Below are 23852 nucleotides of genomic sequence, written 5' to 3' on the forward strand. Positions count from 1 at the left end.
GTCGGCCCGGTCTTCATGGCCCCCGTGGTCTGCTCGGTCATGACGCGTCCTCCGTGCCGGGGACGACGACGAGGCGGCCGGTGGTGGTGCCGTCGAAGACCCGCTGTACCGCCTCGGCCGCGCCGGACAGCGGCACGCGGCCGCCGATCAGCGGCCTGATGACGCCCTGTGCGGCCAGCTTGGCCAGTTCCTCGTGGCAGGCGTCGACCGCGGCGGGGTCCTTGGTGTTGTACAGGCCCCAGTGCAGGCCGAGGATCGTGTAGTTCTTGACGAGGGCATGGTTGAGGCCGGGGGTCGGTACGGCGCCGCTGGCGAAGCCGACGACCACGATCCGGCCCTCGAAGGCGACGCACTTGACGGACTTGGCGTACGCGTCGCCGCCCACCGGGTCGTAGACCACGTCCGCGCCCCGGCCGCCGGTCGCTTCCTTGACGGCGGCCACGAGGTCGTCGGTGCGCCGGTCCAGCACCAGGTCGCAGCCCAGTTCGTGGGCGACGGCCGCCTTGTCGGAGCCGCCCACCACCCCGATGACCCGTGCCCCGGCGGCCTTGCCGAGCTGTACGGCGGCGCTGCCGACGCCCCCCGCCGCCGCGTGCACGAGCAGCGTCTCGCCGGGCTGGAGGCGGGCCCTGCGGTGCAGGCCGAACCAGCCGGTCTGGTAGCCGATGTGCAGTGCGGCGGCCTCCGCGTCGTCCAGGGCGTCCGGTGCGGGACGGACCGTCGCTGCGTCCACCACCACCAGCTCGGCGAACCCACCGTCCGGCAACGGTGGCTGGGCCAGCACCCGGGCCCCCACCTCAGCGGTCGCACCCTCGCCCGCCGAGAGCACCTCACCGCAGATCTCCACGCCCGGCGTGAAGGGGAACGGCGGGCGCACCTGGTACTGGCCGCGGCACAGCAGCGCATCGGGGAAGTTGACGTTGGCCGCCCTCACCCGCAGCAGCAGCTGTCCCGGTCCGGGCTGCGGGTCCGGCACTTCCTCCAGCCGCATCACCTCGCGAGGCTCGCCGTTCTCGTGTACGCGCCATGCCTTCACTGGTGCCTCCACAGACCTCGGGTACGCGGGGAGCGCGGGTTGTCGGACCCGGTGTCGAACCCGCGACCCTCGACATACTAAGCGGTCGGTATCCCTGAGGGAACAGCCGATCGCCCGGAGCCTGGTCATGACCCGGATCCTGGCCATGACAGGGTCAGGCACCCCGCAGCCCGATGGACGACACTGGCGGGCATGGACACACCCGCCGAGTTGGGCAACTTCCTCAAGACCCGCCGCGCCCGCCTCCAGCCCGAGGACGTCGGCCTGGTCTCCTACGGCGCCCGGCGCCGCGTACCGGGTCTGCGCCGCGAGGAGCTGGCGCAACTGGCGGGTGTGAGCGTCGCGTACTACACACGGCTCGAACAGGGCCAGAGCCACAACGCCTCGGACGGCGTCCTCGACGCGCTCGCCCGTGCCCTGCGGCTGACCCCGGACGAACGCGCGCACCTGCGCCACCTCGCCCGCCCCACGCAGGTTCGGCGCCGCCCGGCCGTACGGCACGACAAGGCGCGCCCCGGGACGCTCCAACTGCTCGCCGCTCTCGGCGAGGTGCCGGCTCTGGTCCTCGGCCGGCGCTTCGAGGTACTCGCGTGGAACCCCCTGGGGCACGCGCTGCTGGCCGGGCACCTGGACCTCGACAGCCCCGGCCGGCCCCTGGACCGTCCCAACACCCAGCGGCTGCTGTTCCTCGACCCGCACACCCGCGAGCTGTACCCGGACCGCGAGACCGAGACCCGGCGGGCCGTCGCCGCGCTGCGCATGGCGGCCGGGCAGCACCCGGACGACCAGCAGCTGGCCGAACTGATCGGCGAACTGTCCATGAAGAGCACCGAGTTCAGCACACTGTGGTCGCGGCACGCGGTCAGCAACTGCAGCTTCGGGGTCAAGAGCTTCCACCACCCGCTGGTGGGCATGATGGAGCTGGACTTCGAGATGATGCACACGCCCGACGGCTCCGGGCAGGGCCTGCTGATGTTCACCGCGCGGACCGGCAGCCCGTCCGAGGCGGCGCTGCGGCTATTCGCCGCGCAGCACCTTCCAGAACCGCGGGTCTTCAAAACCGAGCGCCCATAGCCCGGCGTTCCGTACGCCGTACTTCTTCAGCAGCGGCAGGTGCGCGGCGACACCGCGCGCATCCTGGTACCAGACGTGGTGCACGGCCCGGCCCGCCCGGTACGTGAAGTGGGGTGTGCCGGACTTCGCGTCGAAGCGGTAGGCGGCGCCCTTGCTGCGGCGCAGCGCCTCCGCCTCCTTCCAGGTCAGGTGCTTGGCGCGGGCCTTGACACCCTGGGTCCAGTCCCAGCCGTACCCGGGGAAGGCCACTTCGAGCTTGTCGCGCGGCACGGTGCGGGTGGCGTAGCGCAGGAACTCCTCGTACCAGGCGAGCGAGGACAGCGGGCCCGGGGAGCCCTCGGCCCAGTGCAGGTCGTAGCCCATGATCCGGACGCGGTCGGCGGCCCTGCCGAGGCGCACGTAGTCGTACGCCTTGCCGGAGGTGCCGGTGCGGGCCATGACCGTGATGACGCAGCTCTTGCCCCTGGCGTGCAGCTTGGTGCACAGCTCGTCGGCGAACAGCGCGTAACCGGTGCGTACGCGCTCCCGCATTTGGGCGGTGCCGGTGGTCGCCATCGTCTCGTAGTCGAGGTCGATGCCGTCGTACGCGCGCGAGGCCACCAGCCGCAGCAGCGCCGCGACGTGCGCGCCGCGGCGGGCCCGGTCGTGCAGCAGCGCGGCCATCGCGTTGGCGTTCATGGACTCGTTGACGGTGGGCACGACCTTGATGCCGGCCTTGTGCAGCCCGGCGATGATCCGCTTGTTTCCCGCGCCCGGCTGGCTCCTGATGGTGGTGGCGGAGGTGGCCCGGTACCAGAACGGGCTGACCGTGTGCAGTTGCGCGGCGTGCTGGAGGGCGTCGCGGTAGGCGGTCCGGGTGTCGTCCCAGTAGGGCAGCCAGGCGGATACCGTGCGGCTGGACTTCACGGCGGCGGGAGCCTTGGCGCCCGGCATCCCGGCGTCGTCGAAACCGTCGTCGAACCCGCCGTCGAAACCGCTGTCGAAACCGTCGTCAGCGGCGGCGGGAGGTGCGACGGCAGGAGGCGCGGTTGCGCGCGTCCCGTGTGCGGCGGTGCCCCCCGTACGGTCCTGAGCCGCGGCGCCGGGAGTCAGAGCGGCGGCGACCCCGGCCGCCGTCAGCAGGAACACGAGCCCGAGCCGCGCCCGGGGAGCGGATGCTTGGTCCATGCCCCGAGCTTGTCCCGGGCACCGCACACCCGCCGCGCCGGTTGCGCCGAACGGCCTCCGGGGCGCACCCGGAGCGGGCCGGTTCCCCTCCGGGCCGTACCGCGAACGGTTCACAGCCGTACGCGAACGAGCCACAGCCGTACGCCGACGAGCCACAGCCGATGCGAACCGGTCGCAGCCGTATAGGGACGAGCCGCAGCCGTACGTCAACGGTTCAGCGGCGGGAGTCGGCGGAGTCCTCGGCCGCCCGGCCGCCCGCTCCGAGCAGGCCGGTCGCCGTGAGGTCGGCGTGGCCGGACAGGCGCAGGAACGCGCGGCGGGAGCCCTCGGCCACGATCCCCGGCAGGACGGCACGCACCGCCTGGCCCGCGCGCAGCCAGGGCTGCGCGTAGACCGTGGCGGCCCGCCGCTCGATGCCGCGGACCATACGGTCGGCCACCGGTCCGGCGTCGTACGTCTTCGACGCGGGCCACGGCAGGTGGGCGCGCAGCTCGCGCATCGCCGTCCGGCCGTCGGAGGCCCGGACCATGTCGGTGTCCGCCCAGCTGAGGTACGCGGTGCCGACACCCACCCCGCGGTGGGCCAGCTCGGCGCGCAGGACCTGCGCGAAGGTCTCCACCCCGGACTTCGAGGCGCAGTACGCGGACAGCATCGGGGCCGGCCCGATGGCCGCGAGGGAGGCGACCTGGAGGAAGTAGCCCCGGGTACGCAGGAGCGCGGGCAGGAAGGCGCGTGCGGTCACCGCGCTGCCGATCAGGTTGACCTCGACGACGCGGCGCCAGACGGCCGGGTCGGTATCAAGGAACAGGCCGCCCGCCACCACCCCGGCGTTGGCGACGACGACGGACGGCGGGCCGAAGCGGCGCTCCACGAGCGCGGCGGCGCGGTCCATGGCGTCCTCGTCGGTGACGTCCACCGGCCAGTGGGCGGCACGCCCCGGCAGACCGGCCGCGACCCGCTCCAACTCGTCCTCCTCCAGCCCGAGCAGGGCCACGCCTGCTCCCCGCCGGACGAGTGAACGCGCCATGTGCGCGCCCAGGCCGCGCGCGGCGCCGGTGACCACGGCGGTGCACCCCCGCAGGGGAAGGGCGTGGCTCATGGTCGGGCCTCCACGGGCTGCGAGCGGTACCGGTCGGGGCGGCGGGTCCAGGGGGGACCCGAGATCGGGTCGAGGCCGGGCTGAGGCCGGGTTGAGGGCGCGTCGAGATCGGATTTCCCCAACGTAACGCCGTGGCAGCGGCGCAGCCCGGCGCCTCACGGACACACGGGCATACGGGCACACGGGCACACGGGTGTGGTGCCGAAGGTACGGATGTGGCCCCGGAGGCCGAACCGAGAGGACCGGCCTAGGCTGGCAGGCGACGCCGACGACCGGTTCCCCCGACGTTGGAGACCGCATGGCGGTACGACATCAGCTGATCAAGAGGCACCCCGACGCGGTGTGGGCGGTGCTCGCCGACGGCAGCCGCTATCAGGACTGGGTGGTCGGGCCGTACCGGTCGCAGCCGTGCGAGGGCGTCTGGCCGGAACTGGGCTCCGCGCTCTCCTACAGCGTGCACCTGGGACCGTGGACGCTCACCGGCCGGACCGTCGTCCGGCGCTGCGAAGCCCCCCGGGAACTGGAGCTGGAGGTCGACAGCGGCGCGCTGGGCACCGCGCGGATCGCGGTCGAGATCCGCCCCTGGGGCGACTACAGCCTGGTCATCATGGACGAGCACCCCCTGCAAGGACCCGGCGGGCTGGTGCACAACGCCGTCCTGGACGCCCTGTTCCAGATCCGGCACCGCCGCATGCTGAGCCGCCTGGCCAAGGTCGTGGAGAGCTGCCCGCGGCAGCCGAGCGAGGCGGCGTGAAGGCTCGTATCCGGGGCGTACGGACCGGCCGGAGCAGAGCCGAGGCCGCACGGACGGCCTCGGTCGTACGGACAACCCTGGTCGTACGGACAGCCCTGGACCTCCGGGTGCCCCTGGCCGTACGGGCGGCCCCGGTGCCCCCGGGCCCGGCGGAGAGGAGACGGCGATGCCGGACGCGGTGGTGATCGGCGCCGGCCCGAACGGGCTGGTGGCCGCCAATCTGCTGGCCGACGCGGGCTGGAGCGTGGAGGTCCTGGAGGCGCAGCCCGAGGCGGGCGGCGCGGTCCGCAGCGACCGCGGCGTGCACCCCGACTTCGTCAACGACCTGTGCAGTTCCTTCTATCCCCTGGCCGCCGCCTCGCCCGTGCTCGCCGCCCTCCGCCTCGACGACCACGGGCTGCGGTGGAGCCACGCGCCACGGGTCCTCGCGCATCCGCTGGCCGACGGCCGGTGCGCGGTGCTGGAACGCCGACGGCCTGCCACAGCCGACGGGCTGGACCGCTTCGCCACGGGCGACGGCGACGCCTGGAAGCGGCTCTGCGACATCTGGGACCGGGTGGGTCCGGACATTCTGGGCGCTCTGTTCACCCCGTTCCCGCCGGTACGGGCCACTGCCCGGCTCGCCGCCCGGCTGCGCGGCGCGGGCGGCCTGCGGCTGGCGCGCACCCTGGTACTGCCCGTACGGCGCCTGGGCGAGGAGGAGTTCGGCGGCGAGGGCGGCCGGCTGCTGCTCGCGGGCAACGCCCTGCACGCCGACCTGGCGCCGGAGGCCGCGGGCAGCGGCGGCTTCGGGTGGCTGATGTCCATGCTCGCCCAGTCGTACGGCTTTCCCGTGCCGGTCGGCGGCGCGGGCGCGCTGACCGAGGCCCTGGTACGGCGGCTGGAGGCGCGCGGCGGTGTGCTGCGCTGCGGTGAACGCGTGACCGAGGTCGTCGTGCGCGCGGGCCACGCCGTTGCGGTGCGTACCGCGGGTGGTGAATCGGTGCCGGCGGGCCGGGCCGTACTGGCCGACGTCTCCGTACCGTCCCTCTACGGCGACCTGGTCGACAGCCGGCACCTGCCCACGCGGCTGCTGGCGGACCTGCGCCGCTTCCAGTGGGACTTCGCCACGTTCAAGGTCGACTGGGCGCTGGACGGTGCGGTGCCGTGGACCGCCCGGGAGGCGGCGACCGCCGGCACCGTGCACCTGGCCGACGGCGTCGACGACCTGACGCGGTTCGCCGCGCAGCTCGCGGCGGGCCGGGTACCGGACCGGCCGTTCGCCCTCTTCGGGCAGATGACGACCGCCGACGCCACGCGCTCACCGGCCGGGACCGAGTCGGCGTGGGCGTACACCCACGTACCGCACGTCGTCCGCGCGGACGACGGGGGCGCCGGCATCACCGGCGCTTGGAGCCACGGTGAGCGGGAGGCGATGGCGGACCGGGTGGAGGAGCAGGTGGAGCGGTACGCGCCGGGCTTCCGCTCCCGCGTACGGGCCCGCCGCGTCCTCGCGCCGCCCACGCTCCAGGCGCTCGACGCCAACCTGCACGGCGGTGCCATCAACGGCGGTACGACCGCCATGCACCAGCAGCTCGTCTTCCGCCCGGTGCCGGGCACCGGACGCCCTGAGACGCCGGTCAAGGGCCTCTTCCTGGCCTCGGCCGGGGCGCACCCGGGCGGCGGTGTGCACGGCGCGCCCGGCGCCAACGCGGCGCGCGCCGCCCTGCGCAAGCGGTCGCCGAGCAGCACACTCACCCGTCTCCAGCGCTCACTGACCGGCCGCAACCGGCTCGGTGACCGGCCGGACGATCCGGCGGAGTGACGCGGACGGGGTCGCGGGCGAAGGGTCGCGAGCGAAGGGCGGCGGACGGCAGGCGGCGGACGGCAGGCGGCGGGACAGTCCGTCAGGCCGTCACCCGGTGGGCCGTCAGCCGGTAGGCCGTCAGCCGGTGGTCTGCGCCGCCCACGCGTGCGAGCGCGCGCCGCCATCCGCTTGCGCTTTCAACCTTCCTTCCATTTCCGCTTCCACTCCCGCTTCCACGAGCGCCGGGGAGTGGGTGGCCGGAATCAGACCCCACCACCAGGAGATGACGGGGATGTCCAGCGGCGCGTGGCTGTCGTCGGTGGGCGTGGAACACAGCGTCGACGGCAGGCGGGCCGGGTCGTCGGGAGTGGTGTAGCGCAGGGAGGTGATGCCCCAGTCCTGGGACCCGCGGATGAACGAGCCCAGGTTGTGCAGGTACTGACGCAGTTGCGGGCTGGCCTGCTTCCGCAGGTGCGCGCTCAGGCGCATGAACAGCGTCATCACACGGTCCCGCTGGGCTATCGCCGTGATCAGCGCCTCGTCCTGGGATATGCCGTACTCGTTCTGCAGGACGCGCAGGACGTTGAGGTAGTAGCCCGGACCCCGGCTCTCCTTGTGGTGGGAAAAGATATCGTTGTCCCAGGTGATGATGAAGGAGGCCATCTCGGCCGCGGCGCGCACGGACGTGTGCTCACGCTCGTGCGGCTGGAGTTCGTAGCCGTGCCCCATCTCCAGCATCGGCAGGACGACCGAGGTCGCTCCGTCGTACAGGCGCATCAGGGTGTAGTCGGGCAGGCTCGGCACGGTGCCCGCGCGCCGGTAGGACGCCTCCCACACCACGGAGAAGAAGTACTCACGCAGGGCGTCGATCCAGCGGGCGGCCTGGCCCGCTGTGCCGTAACGGGAGACACGGTGCCGCAGGTCGCGCAGGCCCTCGGCGAGACGGTCGCCCGGCAGGGTGGGGGCCTCGGGGTTCTGCGCGACGCGCAGCAGCCGGTGCAGCACGCCGGTCAGCTCGCCCGGGTCGTGGCCGAGGTCGCTCTCCTCGCAGTAGCCGTCGTCGACGCCGAAGAGCCACAGGACGAAGTCCGCGAGGAGGGAGACGACCTCCTCGCGGCCGTCGGGCAGGATCCGGGCCGAGAAGCCGCCGATCCCATGGGTCACCAGCCGCCCGCGCAGCTCGTCGGAGCCTATGCAGAAACGATTCGCCCAAGCGGTCGTACGGGCCTCGATCTCCAGGTGCCGGGGGTGGACGGCGGGCGGGATGGGCGAGTAGGTCGGCGGAACGGTCAGCTCGGGTCCCACACCGGACCACCTCTCAGCATCGTCACGGCACAGTCGGCCGGACGGAGAAACAGACATGTCGGCCTTTGATCGATCAACTATGGCGCATAGTACGTCCCCCGCCCCCCTGATCCAATAGGGCTTTCGTGTCTATGACAAGTTTCGGAAGGTAACCATCCGCTTCCCGTCGGTCTCCGGACGCCACCCCTTCGCGCCGGCGACGGGGCCCGTACACCGGGGTGAACTGCGCACCCTGACGGAGTGTCGCCACCGAGCCGGAGACATTCGAGGAGGCGGCGTCACCGGACCGGAGACACCTGAAACGGCGCCGTCACCGGACTGGAGACACTTGAAACGGCGCCATCACGAACCGGAGACTCCTGAGACGGCGCCATCACGAACCGGAGACACCCCGACGGAATGTCATCACCGGCCTGGAGAAGAAGCACGGAGCACGGGACACGGTGCACCGTGCCGGACCCCACCGACTTCGACGAAGCCGAGCGCCGCGCCTGGACAGGGCGGGCGCAGGCATACGAGCGGAGCTTCGCCTCGCTCTGCGCCCACCCGGTCCCCGCCCTGCTCGACGCGGCGGGGATACACGCCGGCTCACGCGTGCTCGACGTCGGCACCGGCTCACGCGTGCTCGACGTCGGCACCGGTACCGCGGCCCGAGCCGCGGGTGAGCGGGGCGCCTCGGTGACGGCCGTGGATGCCGATCCCGGCATGACCGCCCGCGCGGCCGCGGCTTCCCCAGGCGTGTACGTGTGCGTGGCCGGCCTGCCCCGCCTGCCGTTCGCCGCCGACCGGTTCGGCGCCGTGATCGGCAACTTCGTGCTCAACCACGTCGGGCGCCCCGGTGCCGCGCTCGCCGAGCTGCGCCGGGTCGCGCGTTCGGGCGCCCGGATCGCGCTCACCATATGGGCGGCCCCGCCGGCCTCCGGCCAGGCCTTGTTCGGGTGCGCGATCCGGGCCGCGGGAGTCACCCGCCCCGCCCACCTGCCCACGCTCGCGCCCGAAGACGACTTCCCGCGTACCGAAGAGGGTTTCGCCCGGCTGCTGCGCGATGCCGGGCTCACCGATGTCCGATGCTCAACGCTCGCCTGGGAACACCGGGCCAGCCCCGAGGAATGGTGGAGCGGACCCGCCGCGGGAGTGGCGACGGCCGGTCAGGTGATCACGAGCCGACCGCCCGCGGTCGTCGCGGAGATCAGGCGTCATTACGACGCGATGTGCGCGGACTTCACGGGGCCGGACGGCATGCTCGTACTGCCGCACGCCGCGCTGCTGGGCAGCGGGCGCGTGTGAGGGCACGGGGCGAGGGACAGGGTTCGGGGTGCGAGCAGGACGCGGGACGAGGACGGGGTGAGGGAAGGTCGGACCATCACGCAGGCGCGGGCAGGAAGTCCCGCAGGTGCGCGAGCAGCGCTTCCGGTGCCTCCTCCGCGATGAAGTGACCGCAGTCGGCGATCTCCGCGCCGGTCACCTGCTCCGGATGGGCGGAGTAGTCCCGCCAGATGTCCAGCGTCGGCAGCTGCGCGGGCAGGCCGACCGCTCCCCACAGGGCCAGTACGGGTACGGTCAGCAGCCGCCCCTCGGCGAAGTCCTCGTCGTCCAGGGCGGTGTCGGCCGCCGCGGCCCGGTAGTCGTCGAAACCCGCACGCAGCGCGCCGGGGCGGGAGAACGCCGCCACGTACGCGTCCACGACCTCGTCGGTCAACGCGTGCCGGTTGTAGGTCCACCGCTCGAAGAAGTACTCCAGATAGCCGCGGATGTCCTGCCCTACCAGCCATTCGGGCAGGTCGGGCTGGAGGTGGAAGAACCAGTGCCAGTATCCGGTGGCGATCGTGGCGTCCAGGCGGCGGAACATCTCACGCGTCGGCACGATGTCCAGCAACGCGAGCCGGTCCACCTGTTCCGGCCGGTCCAGAGCCCAGCGGTGGGCCACCCGCGCACCCCGGTCGTGCCCGACGACGGCGGCCTGTTCAAACCCCAGCGACTCGACGAGACCCGCCATGTCGGCGGCCATCCGCCGCTTGTCGTACCCGGTCACGGGCTTGTCGCTGCGGCCGTAACCCCGCAGGTCGGGGGCGACGACGGTGTACTTCCGGGCCAGTTCGCCGAGGACCGGCTGCCAGCACCGGGAGGTCTGCGGCCAGCCGTGCAGCAGCACCACCAGCGGGCCGGAGCCCGCCCGGGTGTAGTGCAGCCGTACGCCGTCCACCTGGGCCACGCCCGTGGTTGTACCGTCCACCGTCCGTTCCCTCCCACGCCATTCGCAATCCGTCTTCAGGGCCGGGCCGACGGCGGCCCGTTACCGGGCTAACCATCTCAGGGGGTTAGTACAGTGGCAAGCATGTCGAGCAAAGACACGTGGATCCGGTACGGCGGGCGGACATGCCTGGACTTCGTCAACACCCTGCGAGACCGGCTGCGCACACCCCGCGAGACGCTGCTCGTGCCGCAGGACCTGCGGCGATGGCTGGAGTGGGCCGGGCTGCCCACTCCTGCCCACCCAGCAGCGGCGCGCGACGCGGCGGCACTCACCCTGGCCCGGGAATTGCGTGACGCGGTGGACCGGGCCGTGCTCGCGACGGTCGACGGCTCGCTGCCCGCACCGGCCGACCTCAGCCTCATCAACAGGACGGCGGCCGCACTCCCCTCCCCTGCCCCCCAGCTCGCCGTGATCGACGGCAAATTGGTGAACTCGCCGCCGGCCGCCCCGGCAGTCGCCGACCTGACCGCGGGCCTCGCCCTGGTCGCCCAGGACGCGGTGGCGCTACTGCCGTCACCCGAAGTACTGCGGATACGCGTCTGCGGCGCGGACCACTGCGGCGTGCGCTTCGTCGACCGCTCCCCCGCGCACAATCGCCGCTGGTGCTCCATGGAGTTGTGCGGCAACCGCGCCAAGGCCCGCCGCCATCAGGAACGGGCAGGGCGTTCATCCCGGCGGGACGGCGGTGGATGATGGCGCGATGGAGACTCCCGTGGTGATCCCGACGGGAATGGTGCTGCTCATCGGAGCACCCGCCGCGGGGAAGAGCACCTTCGCCGGGGAACTGGTCGCCCAGGGCAGGCTGCCCGCCGACGCCGTGGTGTCCAGCGACGCCATCGCCGAGGAGCTGTTCGGGCCCGGCATCGACCGGGAGACGGTCGACGCGCAGGTCTTCCAGGAGCGCGACCGCAGGGTCACCGAACGGCTGGACGAGGGCCGTACCGTCCTGATCGACGCGACGAACGCGCTGCCCAGAGGGCGCGAGCGACTACTGGCCATCGCGCGGAAGTTCGGCGTGCCGGTCACCGCGCTGCGGTTCGCACCGCGGGAGCCCGTCCTGCTCCGCCAGAGCCGCGAACGCACGAAACGCGTTTCCGACGCGGAGATATCCGCCTACGCGGCACTGGTACGGGACTCCGCCCGCTCCGCCCTCCTGCTGGCGGAGGGCATCACCGCCGTCCACGAGGTCCCGGGCCGCACCCAGGGCATCAACGCCGCCCAGGCCGCACGCTGCTTCCGGTTCGAGGGGTGAGGGGCGAGGAGGGGCAAAGAGGAGCGAGGGGCGAGGGGAGGGTGGGCGGCTCTGCGGCTGCGCCTCCTATGCGGCTGCTCACGCCGCAACGGCTCCAGAGCGTCGTTACGTAACCGATGCGTCGCTACGCTACGGGTACGTCGCTACGTACCCGGCGCGTCGTGACGCTACGGTCACGTCGCCACGTGACCGGTACGTCGCTACGCTACGGGTACGTTGCTACGCAACCGGTGCGTCGCTACGCACCCGGTACGTCACGACGCTACCGGCGCGTCACGACGAGACCACGACGTCGCTACGCCACCGAAGCGTCGCAACGCCCCCGAAGCGTCGCCACGCTACCGGAGCGTCGCTACGTGCCCCCTCCGTCGCTACGTTCCCGTAGCGACGTTCCCGTAGCGCGTCGCCGTGGGTCGGGTCAGGTGCGGCCCTCGCGTTCCTGGGCGTCTTTCAGGTCGGTGGAGGATGTGGCCCAGCGGGCCCGTATGACTGGAAAGCCCGCTTGCTCGCAGGCGGCGCAGACCAGTTCGTCGTCGTCCACGACATGGCGTACCTCGCGACTGCCCGCCAGGCGGCGCAGCAGTTCCAGCTTGGTGTAGCGGGCGGGGCGCCGGTCCTCGTTCGGGCGCATGTACAGCTGCCCTTCGGGCAAGCCGTGCTGTCCGAGCCAGGCCAGGGTGTCGCGGCGGCAGCGCTCGGGGCGGCCGGTCAGGTAGACGACCTCGCACTCCTCGGCGCTCTCCCGGGCCAGTTCCACGCCGGGTGCGAGCGGCGGGTCGTCCGGTGCCGCTGCGAAGAAGCCCTTCCAGTCGCGCGGCCGGCGCTCCAGGAAGTGCTGGCGGTGCCCGGTGTCGGCGAGCGTGCCGTCCAGGTCGAAGACCGCCAGGGGCCGCGAGCCTCTGCCGCGACCGCCGCTTCCCGTTCTGTTCAACGCGCGTCCTCTCGCCCCGTGCGCTTGCTCCTGCTCCTGCTCCTGCTCCTGCTTGTCGTACACGCGTGCGGCGTTGCCGTGGGGTGGCCAGGGCCGGGGACTTACTCCTCGTGCATGATCTGAATCAGGTTGCCGCAGGTGTCGTCCAGAACCGCAGTGGTGACCGTGCCCATCTCCACCGGCTCCTGGGTGAAGCGCACCCCCAGCTTGCTCAGCCGGTCGAATTCCGCCCGTACGTCGTCCACGGCGAAAGCGGTGGCCGGGATGCCGTCCTGGACCAGCGCGGTCTTGTACGGCTGCACCGCCGGGTGGCCGGAGGGCTCCAGCACCAGTTCGGTCCCGTCGGGCTCTTCCGGCGAGACCACGGTCAGCCACCGGTCCTCGCCCACCGGGACGTCGTGCTTCTTCACGAATCCCAGCACCTCCGTATAGAAGTGCAGGGCCTGGGCCTGGTCGTCGACGAAGACGCTGGTGAGGTTGATTCTCATGGGGCACCTTCCGGCGCGTCGGGCCTGAGCCACCGGGTCACGATGCGCTCAAGTGGTTCGGTGTTCAGGTCGTGGAACTTGTAGCGGCCCTGGCGCCGTGAGAGGACCAGGCCCGCGGATTCGAGTACGGCCAAGTGCTGGCTGACCGCCTGCCGGGACAGCCCGGAACCGTGCTTGGTCACCAGCCGTGCGCATATCTCGAACAGGGTCTGGCCGTCCCGCTCCACCAGCCCGTCAAGGATGAGCCGACGGGTGGGGTCGGCCAGCGCCTTGAAGACATCCTCCGCCATGACCACCACCATAGGCAAGTAGCTACTTGCCTATCAAGGTAAGGCGATACCGCTCCCCACGCCAGTCGGCGGCCTGCGGGGCACCGGTTTGCGCACCAGAAGGCAGGCTTGCGGATCACGCGCGTTCTCGGGCCGCCGCACCAGCGTGGCCTGCACGGTCAGCCCGGCGCGCGACGCCAGGCCGGCGACGCGGTCAGGAGGCAGCAGGTAGACGTCGAGGGACATGGCGTGGCCGCCGTATCCGGGGCTGAGGAACATCCGTGTCAGATCGTGCGCTAAGGGTTCGCCGGGCTAGTTAGCGCTTTGACCTGGGGTGATTGAGCGTCGGAGCCTTCGCGGGTCGTTGTTGTCGATCTTCGGAGAGCTGTTGTGGCGGTCGAGTTCCTGACGGATGAGCAGGCGGCCCGGTACGGGTCGTTCCACGAGGCGCCCTCCCGGGGGGAGCTGGAGCGGTACTTCTTCCTGGACGACGCGGACCGGGAGGCGGTGCAGGCCAAGCGGCGGGCGCACAACCGGCTCGGGTACGCGGTCCAGCTCACGAGCGTGCGGTTCCTGGGCCGGTTCATGCCGGACCCGCGACAGGTGCCGGCGGAGGTAGCCGAGTACCTGGCCGGGCAGCTGGACATCGAGGACGCCTCGTGCCTGAAGCTCTACGGCGAGCGGGACGGTACGGCTCGTACGCACGCCGGGGAGATCCAGGAGGCCGGGGGCTGGCGGGACTTCGCGGAGGTCCGCGAGGAGCTGGTGGGCTGGTTGGATGCGCGGGCGTGGATGACAGGGGACGGGCCGAAGGCGTTGTTCGACGCGGCGGCGGGGTGGCTGCGCGAGGGCCGGGTGCTGCTGCCGGGGGTGAGCCGTCTGTCTGGGCCGGCTGGAGGGGTCAGTGCGGGAGGCGGCGAACCAGCGGCTGTGGGACACGCTGTACGGGATACTCGGCACCGGGCAGCGGGTGGTGCTGGACTCCCTGCTGACGGTGCCGCCGGGTGAGCGGGGCTCGGAGCTGGACCGGCTGCGGCGCGGGCCGGTGCGGGTGTCGGGCCCGCAGATGAAGCGGGCACTGGAGCGGGCGGAGGAGATCGCCGCGCTCGGGATGGGCGCCGTGGACGTGTCGGGGATACCGCCGCGCAGGTTGGCGGAGCTGTCGCGCTACGGGGTGGACGGGAAGGCATCGCTGCTGCGCCGGCACTCCGATGCGCGCCGTCTGGCGACGCTGCTGGCCACCACCGTCTACCTGACCTCGCGGGCCGTGGACGACGCGCTGGACCTGCTGGAGGTCTTGATCGCGACGAAGCTGCTGGCGAAGGCGAAGGCGGAGCGCGAGAGCGCGAAGGAGAAGCTGAAGACCCTGCCGCGGGTGGAGCGGGCGTCGGCGAAGCTGGCGACCGCCTTCCAGGTCGTGTTCGACACCACCTCCGAGCAGGTCGACACCGGCACCGGGGAGATCGCGCGGCCGAAGGTGGAGAGCCTGGAGGCGATGTGGGCGGCCATCGAGCAGGTGGTGCCCCGCCACGAGCTGGCCGCGGCGATCGCCGCGTTGTTCGAGCTGACCCCTCCGCTGGACTCGGATGCGGACGAGGCATGGCGGGCCATGCTGATCAACCGGTTCGGCGCGGTCCGCCCGTTCTTGAAGCTGCTGGTCACTGTGGTGGACTTCGATGCCACCCCGGAGGGCGAGGCGGTGCTGGGCGCGCTGTTGTCGCTGCCGGAGCTGATGGGCCGCAAGAAGGTCGGCCCGGCCGAGATCGACACCGCCCTGCTGGGCGGTTCGTGGCGGCGTCTGGTGTTGGCGGCGCCGCATCTGGAGCCGGGGACGGTGGACTGGAAGGCGTACACGTTCTGCGTGCTGGAGCAGCTGCGCCGGATGCTGCGCAGCAAGCAGGTCTTCGCCCGCAACTCCTCGAAGTGGGGCGACCCGCGGGCGAAGCTGCTGGCCGGGCAGGCGTGGCAGCAGGCCCGCCCGACCGTGCTCGCCTCGCTGAACCTGCCGGGGGGAGGCGGGCGCCCACCTGGCGGCGCGGGCGGCGCTGCTGGACGGCACCTACCGGGAGGTCGCCACCCGGGTACCGGACAACGCGCAGATCGTCTTCGACGACGGCCGCCTGCACCTCGCCGCCCTGGAGCCGGAGCCCGAACCCGCCTCCCTCCTCGACCTGCGGGCCGCGGTGAACGCGATGCTGCCGCGCGTGGACCTGCCCGAGGTGCTGCTGGAGGTGATGTCCTGGACCGGCGCGGACCATGCGTTCACCTCGGTCACCGGCGGCGAAGCACGGCTGAAGGACCTGCACGTCACGATCGCAGCCCTGCTGGTCGCCCACGGCCGCAACGTCGGCTACGCCCCGGTCATGGGCGGCGCTGACCCGCTGAAGTACGGCCGGTTGTCCCACGTGGACCAGACGTACCTGCGGCTGGCGACCTACCGGACCAGAAGATGTGGCGGATCGACCGCTCCGCCGACTACGGCGCCTTCCAGGACGCCGCCCGCGGCCGGGTCGACCTCGCCCGCATCGAGCGGCACTGGGAGGACATCCTGCGGATCATCGGCTCCATCCACATCGGCTCCATCCACACCGGCGCCGTCCGCGCCTACGACGTCATCCGGATGCTCTCGCGCGACGGGCGGCCCACCCCGCTGGGCGACGCGATCGCGCACTACGGGCGGATCGCGAAGACCCTGCACTTCCTGCGCCTGGCCGACGAGCCCGGCTACCGCAGGCAGATCAAGGTGCAGGCCAACCTCCAGGAAGGCCGCCACGCCCTGGCCCGGAAGATCTTCCACGCCCTGGCCTGGAAGATCTTCCACGGCCGGGCCGGGCAGCTCTACCAGCGCTACCAGGACGGCATGGAGGACCAGATCGGCGCCCTCGGCCTGGTCCTGAACGCCCTCGTGCTGTTCAACACCCGCTACATGGACGCCGCCCTCACCCAGCTCCGCACCGACGGCTTCGACGTCCGCGACCAGGACATCGCCCGGCTCTCCCCGTTCGTCCGCCACCACATCAACGTGCTGGGCCGGTACTCCTTCCAGCTCCCCGACCTGCCCGGTGGAATGCGGCCTCTCCGTGCCCCGGATGCTGTCGACGAGTAGCGGGACGCGGCGGGCGCGTCTGGCCGCGCCCGCCGCTCGCACCGTCGTGGGAACTTTATGCATTGGCCGCCTGGACGCGGACGGCTCGGGCGCGGACCACGAAGGGCCGGGAGAAGAGGGTGATGGCGATGGAGACGGCGGCCACCAAGGTGATGGCCGTGCCAGCAGTGAAGTGCTGGGCAACGCCACCAGCGATCGTGGCTCCGATACCTTGCCACGTCATCCGGCCGGCGGACTCAACTCCCTGGACCTGGCCACGGACCGGAGCAGGGGTCAACTCCAGAAGCTGCTCCTGGAGCGGCAGGGTGGCGGCGAAGCCGGCACTGGCGATGAACACCGCGGCTGTCGCCACCAGCACGGGCGGGTGGACGGCGAACAGCAGGTAGGGGGCGGCGAGCAGCAGTCGCAGGGCGAATGCGTAGCGGCGTCGCTGCTCGGCGGTGAACAGCCGCCCGACCGCAAGGTCACCGAGGAACATGCCTGCCGATCCGGCGGCCAGGAAGACGCCGGCGTGATGGGGGGCGTAGGAGATGAACAGGGCCTCGCAGCCAACGATCAGGCCGTTGGGGACCCACAGGTTCAGCAGCAGCGCGCGTTGGCCGGAGTGGGAGAAGAGCTCGATGTTCGTCGTCCAGGTCTGGCGCAGTCCAGGGCGACGGGTCAGACGGATCGAGCGTTCCCGGGCCGTCACCGCCACAATGATCAATCCGCCGCCGGTCAGGGCGGTCGCGACGGCGAAGACCTCCCGCGGGCTCAGGTACCGCAGCAGTACGGCGCCGATGGCGTAGCCGAGGATGGCCATGCCTCCCGAGGTGATGTTCATCAGCGAACGTGCCAGTGCATAGGCGGAGGTCGGTACTACCTCGGCGAGCAGCCCCATCCGTGTGCCCGTTCCCAGGGACTGGAAGAACCCCAGTACAAGGAGCAGACCGAACCGGGCGGCGAGCGGCAGCCCTGGAACCGCCTGTGCGGCAACACCTACGAGCGAGACGCACTGGAGCGCGACGAGGGTCCGGCGGGGACGGCTTCCGTCCGCGACCGACATCAGCGTCAGCGCACCGAGCACCGTCGCGAAGGTGGCGCCGTACATGCTCACAGCGGTCAGGAACGGGGACTTGGTCTGCTGGTTGACCAGCGTGCCGAGCGCGAAGCCCGACAAGGTGCTCGCGGCGACCGTCAGTGTGAAGCTGGCGTACAGGCCGACGAATTCACGGTTGCGGAGCAGATCACGGTAGGTGGTGGGAGGTGTACCGGAGGCAGATGTGTCAGAAGGCATGAAAAAAGCCTTCGCGCGCACCCAACCTGGGGCGCCGAAGGCCGACTCGTGGATTATAGCAAGTGCCCCGGTCCCACCACGGCCCGCATCGGACCGGGGGAGACGCGGACGTGGTGGATACGCACCGGTCTCGGCAGCACCGCACATTCACCGGCGGCTGTCGCCAGGTGAGAGCAGACTGGTCAACTCTGAGATCGCCTCGGGGGACGGCTTGAAGTAGCGGCGGACATTTTCCGGCTTCTTGTGCCTCGGGTGCGGCCCCGCAGCAGGCGAGGCAGGAGGCGGGCGGTGCCGGCGTCCCAGTAGACGGTCTCCAGTACGAAGTCCTCGCGCGCCTGTCCTCGGCGGCGGGCCTTGCTGCGGGCGCCCTTGGCCTTGACCGGGCAGCGGCGGGCGGCGAGGTCCAGGTCCTCGATGTTCACGCCGAGGATCTCCTCCGCGCGGGCGGCGGTCTCGTAGAGCATCCGCCACAGCGTCTTCTCCCGCAGGTGGACCTCGCGGCGGGCGATGAGCCGGTCCACGGCCATCTTCGAGCGGGCCGGGGTCTCGGAGTCCGGCGCTGCCAGCCGCTTCGTCCAGGCCGGGACGGACGGACTGTCGTAGCCGTACTCCGCGCACCAGCCCAGCCAGGACAGCACCGCCGCCCGGCGGGTGTTCCAGGTGTTGACCGCCGCGGTGCCCCACAGCAGTTCCAGGGCCTCGCCGATCTCGTCGTCCGCGACCGACCCGAGCGGGCGGGCCTCCCCGATCCGCTCGGCGGTCTTGCCGACCCCGACGCCGTAGCTGCGGACGGTGTTCGGGTTGCGGAGCGAGTCGAGGAAGGCGTCGGCCGCCGCGCGGACGGTCAACGCCTTCCCGGCCGGCAGTTGCACGACGGTGGGCACCGCTTCCCCCTTGCCACGGACAACAGGGCCGCTTCACGTGCGGCCCGGAGAACGTTGCCGCAGGTGACGAACCAAGCTCCCGCAGATAATAGGGCGTTACCCGTGGAACAACTTCAGACCGGCCCCGCCGCCGATGCCCCGTCAACCGCTCACCAGGGCCGACGAACCCTTAGCGCACGATCTGACACGGATGTTCCTCAGCCCCCTAGAGCCCCGCGGGTTCGCGGAAACTGAAGGTTCTTCAGCCTGAACCCGAGGGTGGGGTGCCCTGATTCTGGGGGATGACCCTCGGGTTCGCGGTCAACTCGCGGGGTCGGTCTCGGCGGCCTGCTCCAGCAGGGCCCGTGCGGAGTCCGCGTAGCGCATCGCGGTCTTCTCGTCGAGCCCGAACATCTCGGCCAGGTGGAGCGGATCGGGCCCGTGGGTCAGAGCCTCTTCGAGTTGCCGGTCGACGCGGAGCCGTTCCAGCGTGGCGTCCTGCCCGCGCATCGCGGCACTGATCCAGTGGTTACTGGCGCGACTGGTCTTGGTGGCGGTCTGGTTGTTGATCAGTAGATGGAGGTTCGCGGTGTTCGGCCACCGGCGGCGCCGGTGCTCCAGCCAGTCCAGCAGCAGCTTCCGGGTGAGATCGTCGAGCGGGCGGACGCGCCCGGCGATGGTCAACCGAAGGTTGCCGAGGTCGACGTCGTCGAGCATGAGGTTGGCGATCTGGGCGACCCGGGCGGCATGGACCGCCGCGAGGGCGAGGATGAGCCGTGTCGCCGGGGTGGTGGCCACTGCGACGGAGCGATCGACCTGCCCGGGGACGAGCGGTTGCAGCACGGCGTACTCGTATTGCCCGACCTTGATCCGGCTGGTTGGGTTGCGGAAGATCAGTCCGTTCCGCTTGGCACAGGTGAACAGCGATCGCAGGGCGACGAGTTGGTCGTGGCGCTGCTGGCCGTGCAGTGTCTTGATGTAGGTGAGGACGTCGTCGCGGATCACTTCGCGCAAGTGGTCGTAGGTTGTGTGCGAATGAATCCGGCTGGGTCGGCCAGGTAGCGGTCGAGGTCCGAGTCTTCATGGAGTGCGTCGAACTCGTCGTAAATCTGCCATGCCGGGCCGAGCTCGGTGCGAAGGCGGCCGAGCGTTTGGTGTACCGCCTCGTTGAAGTCGTGACACTCCGCTTGACGCCACGGCCCCGGATCCGGGGGGTAATCCCAGTTCAGCGACGTATCGTAGCGATCTATCAGCCTGCGCAGGCCGTCGCGGAGGTCGTGACTGATCGGTAGTCGGTCCAGCTCGACCGGATACCCCCACACCTCCTTGTCCTCGGGCGTGACCGCCCAAAGGACTCCGCCTGATCCTGCGTCGAAGAAGAACCTGGCGGTGGGCATGGCGTCGACCTCTCGATATGCATATCGGTTCAAGCGGCCACCACGGTACTTGACGAGACTGGCGCAGCAGCCCCGCAGCTCCCGGATGCGGCTGACGCCTCGCCTTCATCCCGATCGCAGGCCGATCGGACGAAGTGAGAACTCTTCGAGAACCCTGAAGTACCGTCACCGGATCGACGAACACTCCAAGGAGGCCGAACACCCTGGCCACGGAGCTGGGGACTCAGCAGGGCTCAGGGGAACCCACGGGATGTCGCACATCCCTTCTCCTTGCGGCGCCGCTCGTCGCCGACGTGGAAGCCGAGCAGCAGCTGACCTCCGGGAGCCAGGGCCCGGTGGAACTCCTCGAAGACCGTCGGCAGCACCTCCGGCGGCGTGTGGATGATCGAGTACCGGGCGACGATGCCGCCGAACGCGGCCAGGCCGAGGGAGTGGAGGTGCGCCGTCACATGGCCGGGGCCGTACCCCACGTCGGCGACCTGGCTGCCACCTGCGGCCTGCACCAGTTCGGCGAATGACGCCAACATCGCGCGCCCCAACAGGTCGCGCTCGAACGCGGGGCGCACCAGTTCGGCGTAGTCGGCAGCGACGGTGTCGTACGAGGTCCGGGTCTCGCTCAGGTAGGACGGCTCAGGCACGCCGCAGACCCTACGCGCCACGCCGGGCGCCACGGGGACCGACCTCGACGCCTCCGCCCCGTACCCCTTGCCCCTATAGGGATCCCTCGACGAGGTCGCGCAGTTGGGAGCGGGCGGTGACGCCCAGTTTGGGGAAGCTGCGGTAGAGGTGCGAGCCGACCGTGCGTGGGGAGAGGAAGAGCCTTTCGCCGATCTCCCGGTTGGTCAGTCCGCGGGCCGCGAGTCCGACGATCTGCTGTTGCTGCGGGGACAGTTCGGCGAGCGCGTCGGGGGCCGAGGGCGTGACGTCGAGGCCGGCGGCGCGCGATTCGGTCCGCGCGCGCTCGATCCACGGGCGTGCGCCCAGACGCCGAAACGTTTCCAGGGCCTCGGTGAGCGGCGTCCGCGCCTCCGCGACACGTCGACGGCGCCGCAGCCACTCGGCGAGGTCCAGCAGGGTCTGGGCGCGCTCGAAAGGCCAGCGTTCGAGCACCGGGTCCGCCAGTGCCGCCCGGAAGTACGGCTCGGCGTCCTCCGGGTCCGCCAGCAGGCCACGGGCGCGGCCGAGCAGCGCGCGCAGCCGGGGTGAGGCGTGGTCCCCGAGCACGCGCGTACAACGCTCGACGATCGCGGCGGCCTCCTCGCGCCGCCCACTGCGCACAGCGGCGGCGGCCAGATCCGCGAGGGCCGGGTAGGAGGCGTGGTAGTGGACCGGCCCGCCATCTGCCGTGAAGACCGAGCGGAGTTGATCGTACGCGGCGTCGTACGCGCCTTCCGCGGCCGCGGCGGCACCGAGCGCGCGACGGGCGTAGACGGAGACCGAACGGCTCTCCAGCGGGTCGATCAGGGCGAGCGCTTCACCGGCACGGGCACGGGCTGCCGTCGAGTCGCCCTGGTGGGCCAGCACGACGGCGTCCACCGCGGCCGCGCACGCCACGGCGTGGTCGAGGCCGGTCGCGGCGGCGACCGCTGCCGTACGGGCGCAGACCTCGCGCGCCTCACCCCACCTGCCCTGCTCCATATAGGTCCAGGCGGCGGCACCGCCCAGGCCCTCGGGCAGAGGTCCTTGCGACTTCCAGCGGTCGAAGGCCGCGTCGAAGGCGCGTGCGGCCTGCGGGGTCTCGTCCAGGAGCCACGCCATGACCGCGAGAGCGGTGAGCCGGTCGGGCCGGCGTTCCGCATCCGAGATCAATTCCGGTAGGAGAGCGGCGATTTGCTGTCTCTCGCCGAAAGGGTCCGACACGGTTTGCACCCAGGTGCGCAGCCAACGGTACGACCCGTGCGCGGGGATGAGCCGCAGCACGTCCCGGATGCGGTGCCGCTGGCTCTCCTCTCCGGAGTAGAAGCGGACCACGGCGGCTCCGCCCAGGAGGTCCAGCGCGGTGGCGGGTTGCGGGACCGCGAGCCTCTCGGCCGTCTCGACGAGCCGGGCGAAGACCACGCGGTGGCGTACGGTCAGCACGGCCAGCCGGCCGACATGCGCCGCGGCGGAGGCCAGCAGCGACGGATCGTCGGTACGTGCGTGTGCCGCGGCGGCCAGTTCCTCGACCCAGGCGATGTCGCCGGTGAACACGGCCGTACCGGCGGCTTCGACCAGCAGCCGGGCACTGTCCTCGCGCCGTGGCGCCAGTTCCGCGGCGCGTTGGAGGGCCTTGGCCGCTGCCGCATGGCCGCCGCGGCGGCGGGCCCGGCCGGCGGTCTGCTCCAGCTCGGTCGACACGGCCGCGTCCGGGCGCGGGGAGGCGGCTGCGAGGTGCCAGGCGCGCCGGTCGGGTGTGTCCCGCAGCAGCTCGGCGAGCGTGTGGTGGGCGTCGCGCCGCGCGTCGAAGGGGGCAGCGTGGTAGACGGCGGACCGGATCAGCGGGTGGCGGAACCGGATGTCCCGGCCGGTCCGGCGGATGAGCCCGGCCTGCTCGGCGGGCAGCCAGGCGGCGGCGTCGGCGGCATGCGGCAACCCAGTGGCGTCGGCGGCGTGCGGCAACCCGGCGGCATCGTCTGCATGCCCGGCACCGTCATCCGCGTGCAGCGGCCCGGCACCGTCATCACCGTCGTCCGCGTGCAGCGGCCCGGCGGCGGCATCGGCATACGGCAGCCCGGCCGTCACGGTGCTCGCGGAGTCGGCGGTGTCCATGGCGGCCAGGAGCAGCAGCGCCCGCGTGGTAGGGGCAGGGAGGCCGTGCAGGCGGGCGGCGTAGATCCGCTCCAGGTGGTCGGTGAGCGGGAGCGGGCCCGCGGACGGCGGCTCCCCGGCCTCGGCGGCGGCTCTCGCCAGTTCGGTCAGTGCCAGGGGGTTGCCGCCGGCCTGGTCGAGGACGCGCGCCCTGGTCCGGCCGGTGGGGCTCTGCGGCTGGGCGTCCAGAAGGCGGTGCGCCGCGGCGTCGTCGAGCGGTCCGAGGGTGAGCGTCGGTACGTGGCGGTCGAACCCCGGTGAACGGCCGTCGCCGGTACGGGCGCCGACCAGCATGGTGACGGGTTCCTCTGCCAGCCGTCGGGCGGCGAAGGCCAGCGCGTCCAGAGAAGCGCGGTCGCACCACTGGGCGTCGTCCAGCACGACGAGTACGGGACCCCGCTCGCCCAGTGCCGACAGCAGGTTCAGGACGGCGAGCCCGGTCTGCATGGGGTCGGGTGCCGCCGCGGCCCGCCCCGTACCGAAGGCGTCGTTGAGCGCCGCGCGCTGCCGCTCCGGCAGTCCGTCCGCCTCGGCCCGTACCGGCCGCAGCAACTGGTGCAGCGCGGAGAACGCGAGGTCCGACTCCGATGCGCTCCCGTCCGCGCGCAGGACGCGGGTGCCTCTCGCCACGGCCCGGCGCACCACGGAGTCCAGCAGCGCGGTCTTCCCCGACCCCGGGTCTCCGACGAGCACCAGTACCGAATCGGCCGCAGACACCGGGTCGGCCGCGGCCACCAGGGCCACCGGGGCCACCGCCCGTGAGTCCACCGTACGGAAGAGGCATGCCAGTTCCTCGTCCCGGCCGACGATCCGGGCCTCCGCCCGGGTCTCAGCCCGAACCTCCCCTCGGACCTCCGTGTCCGACACCGCTCCCTCGCCCGCCACCGGCCCCTCGCCCACCGCCCACCCCCCGACCACGCCGGACACCGCTGCATGCTCGTCCACGGAGTCTCCAGGAGTGTGGGCTCCCGGACCGGAGCCGTCTTGCCTCGTCACGCCCAGGCTACA

Annotated in this window: 20 protein-coding genes and 2 pseudogenes; 7 read left to right on the forward strand and 15 right to left on the reverse strand. The window is 71.8% G+C overall.

Going from position 1 to position 23852, the window contains the following annotated elements:
- Window positions 1-37: 37 nt before the first annotated feature.
- Window positions 38-1036, reverse strand: a complete 999-nt coding sequence (locus A6A06_RS34160) for an NADPH:quinone oxidoreductase family protein (RefSeq protein WP_073766850.1) — start codon at window positions 1034-1036, stop codon at window positions 38-40.
- 192 nt (window positions 1037-1228) lie between these two features.
- Between A6A06_RS34160 and A6A06_RS34165 the strand changes: the two genes are divergently transcribed.
- Window positions 1229-2110: a helix-turn-helix domain-containing protein gene (locus A6A06_RS34165; RefSeq protein ID WP_073766852.1), complete on the forward strand. Its 882-nt coding sequence runs from the start codon at window positions 1229-1231 to the stop codon at window positions 2108-2110.
- Here A6A06_RS34165 and A6A06_RS34170 read toward each other — a convergent pair.
- Window positions 2054-3277, reverse strand: coding sequence for a glycosyl hydrolase family 18 protein (locus A6A06_RS34170; RefSeq protein ID WP_242441094.1), 1224 nt, complete (start codon window positions 3275-3277; stop codon window positions 2054-2056). The two genes, A6A06_RS34165 and A6A06_RS34170, sit on opposite strands and share 57 nt — an antisense overlap.
- A 214-nt stretch (window positions 3278-3491) precedes the next feature.
- Window positions 3492-4376, reverse strand: a complete 885-nt coding sequence (locus A6A06_RS34175) for a short-chain dehydrogenase/reductase (protein WP_073766856.1) — start codon at window positions 4374-4376, stop codon at window positions 3492-3494.
- 298 nt (window positions 4377-4674) lie between these two features.
- Between A6A06_RS34175 and A6A06_RS34180 the strand changes: the two genes are divergently transcribed.
- Complete coding sequence (locus tag A6A06_RS34180) at window positions 4675-5130, forward strand: SRPBCC family protein (RefSeq protein WP_073766858.1); 456 nt, start codon at window positions 4675-4677, stop codon at window positions 5128-5130.
- A 166-nt stretch (window positions 5131-5296) separates the two neighbouring features.
- The gene (locus A6A06_RS34185; protein ID WP_073766860.1) at window positions 5297-6934 is read left to right on the forward strand and encodes a phytoene desaturase family protein; all 1638 of its coding nucleotides are present in this window, start codon (window positions 5297-5299) and stop codon (window positions 6932-6934) included.
- Window positions 6935-7054: 120 nt separating this feature from the next.
- Here the strand turns inward: A6A06_RS34185 and A6A06_RS34190 are convergent, their stop codons facing one another.
- Window positions 7055-8221, reverse strand: a complete 1167-nt coding sequence (locus tag A6A06_RS34190; RefSeq protein WP_079194549.1) for a selina-4(15),7(11)-diene synthase — start codon at window positions 8219-8221, stop codon at window positions 7055-7057.
- Window positions 8222-8671: 450 nt separating this feature from the next.
- Here A6A06_RS34190 and A6A06_RS34195 point away from each other — a divergent pair, with 450 nt between their 5' ends.
- Entirely contained in the window at window positions 8672-9508 is an 837-nt protein-coding gene (locus A6A06_RS34195) for a class I SAM-dependent methyltransferase (protein ID WP_073766862.1), read from the forward strand.
- A gap of 76 nt (window positions 9509-9584) precedes the next feature.
- On the opposite strand, the gene A6A06_RS34200 is transcribed toward A6A06_RS34195, so the two are convergent.
- The gene (locus A6A06_RS34200) at window positions 9585-10454 is read right to left on the reverse strand and encodes an alpha/beta fold hydrolase (protein WP_073766864.1); all 870 of its coding nucleotides are present in this window, start codon (window positions 10452-10454) and stop codon (window positions 9585-9587) included.
- A 102-nt stretch (window positions 10455-10556) separates the two neighbouring features.
- On the opposite strand from A6A06_RS34200, the gene A6A06_RS34205 reads away from it, so the two are divergent.
- Both A6A06_RS34205 and A6A06_RS34210 read left to right on the forward strand, forming a co-directional pair.
- Window positions 10557-11168 (forward strand): CGNR zinc finger domain-containing protein, encoded by a 612-nt coding sequence (locus A6A06_RS34205; protein ID WP_073766866.1) that lies wholly within the window; start codon window positions 10557-10559, stop codon window positions 11166-11168.
- Between the two features lie 7 nt (window positions 11169-11175).
- Window positions 11176-11727, forward strand: a complete 552-nt coding sequence (locus A6A06_RS34210) for an ATP-binding protein (RefSeq protein WP_079194551.1) — start codon at window positions 11176-11178, stop codon at window positions 11725-11727.
- A gap of 418 nt (window positions 11728-12145) precedes the next feature.
- On the opposite strand, the gene A6A06_RS34215 is transcribed toward A6A06_RS34210, so the two are convergent.
- The 4 genes from A6A06_RS34215 to A6A06_RS34230 all read right to left on the reverse strand — a co-directional run bounded on the left by A6A06_RS34215 (window position 12146) and on the right by A6A06_RS34230 (window position 13661).
- Window positions 12146-12658: a phosphatase domain-containing protein gene (locus tag A6A06_RS34215; protein WP_073766868.1), complete on the reverse strand. Its 513-nt coding sequence runs from the start codon at window positions 12656-12658 to the stop codon at window positions 12146-12148.
- A 101-nt stretch (window positions 12659-12759) separates the two neighbouring features.
- The gene (locus A6A06_RS34220) at window positions 12760-13146 is read right to left on the reverse strand and encodes a VOC family protein (RefSeq protein WP_073766870.1); all 387 of its coding nucleotides are present in this window, start codon (window positions 13144-13146) and stop codon (window positions 12760-12762) included.
- Window positions 13143-13436 carry an ArsR/SmtB family transcription factor gene (locus A6A06_RS34225; RefSeq protein ID WP_073767228.1) on the reverse strand — a complete coding sequence of 98 codons (294 nt, stop codon included), beginning with the start codon at window positions 13434-13436 and terminating at the stop codon, window positions 13143-13145. Before A6A06_RS34225 ends, A6A06_RS34220 begins: the two co-directional genes overlap by 4 nt.
- Window positions 13437-13469: 33 nt before the next feature.
- Complete coding sequence (locus A6A06_RS34230) at window positions 13470-13661, reverse strand: hypothetical protein (RefSeq protein ID WP_206780375.1); 192 nt, start codon at window positions 13659-13661, stop codon at window positions 13470-13472.
- 144 nt (window positions 13662-13805) lie between these two features.
- Here A6A06_RS34230 and A6A06_RS44080 point away from each other — a divergent pair.
- Window positions 13806-16521 (forward strand): annotated as a pseudogene (locus tag A6A06_RS44080) (Tn3 family transposase).
- A gap of 55 nt (window positions 16522-16576) precedes the next feature.
- Here A6A06_RS44080 and A6A06_RS34240 read toward each other — a convergent pair.
- The 6 genes and pseudogenes from A6A06_RS34240 to A6A06_RS34265 all read right to left on the reverse strand — a co-directional run bounded on the left by A6A06_RS34240 (window position 16577) and on the right by A6A06_RS34265 (window position 23789).
- Window positions 16577-17797: an MFS transporter gene (locus tag A6A06_RS34240; RefSeq protein WP_073766874.1), complete on the reverse strand. Its 1221-nt coding sequence runs from the start codon at window positions 17795-17797 to the stop codon at window positions 16577-16579.
- Window positions 17798-17944: 147 nt separating this feature from the next.
- Window positions 17945-18681: pseudogene (locus A6A06_RS34245) on the reverse strand (integrase/recombinase).
- A 300-nt stretch (window positions 18682-18981) separates the two neighbouring features.
- Window positions 18982-19674, reverse strand: a complete 693-nt coding sequence (locus A6A06_RS34250; RefSeq protein WP_242441097.1) for a hypothetical protein — start codon at window positions 19672-19674, stop codon at window positions 18982-18984.
- Window positions 19662-20057 carry a hypothetical protein gene (locus A6A06_RS34255; RefSeq protein ID WP_073766876.1) on the reverse strand — a complete coding sequence of 132 codons (396 nt, stop codon included), beginning with the start codon at window positions 20055-20057 and terminating at the stop codon, window positions 19662-19664. The genes A6A06_RS34250 and A6A06_RS34255 overlap by 13 nt, the downstream gene beginning before the upstream one ends.
- Window positions 20058-20290: 233 nt before the next feature.
- Window positions 20291-20695, reverse strand: a complete 405-nt coding sequence (locus tag A6A06_RS34260; protein ID WP_073766878.1) for a class I SAM-dependent methyltransferase — start codon at window positions 20693-20695, stop codon at window positions 20291-20293.
- A 73-nt stretch (window positions 20696-20768) separates the two neighbouring features.
- Window positions 20769-23789 (reverse strand): helix-turn-helix transcriptional regulator, encoded by a 3021-nt coding sequence (locus tag A6A06_RS34265; protein WP_443333816.1) that lies wholly within the window; start codon window positions 23787-23789, stop codon window positions 20769-20771.
- Window positions 23790-23852: the final 63 nt, after the last annotated feature.

The organism is Streptomyces sp. CB02923 (assembly GCF_001905005.1).
Classification (GTDB): domain Bacteria; phylum Actinomycetota; class Actinomycetes; order Streptomycetales; family Streptomycetaceae; genus Streptomyces.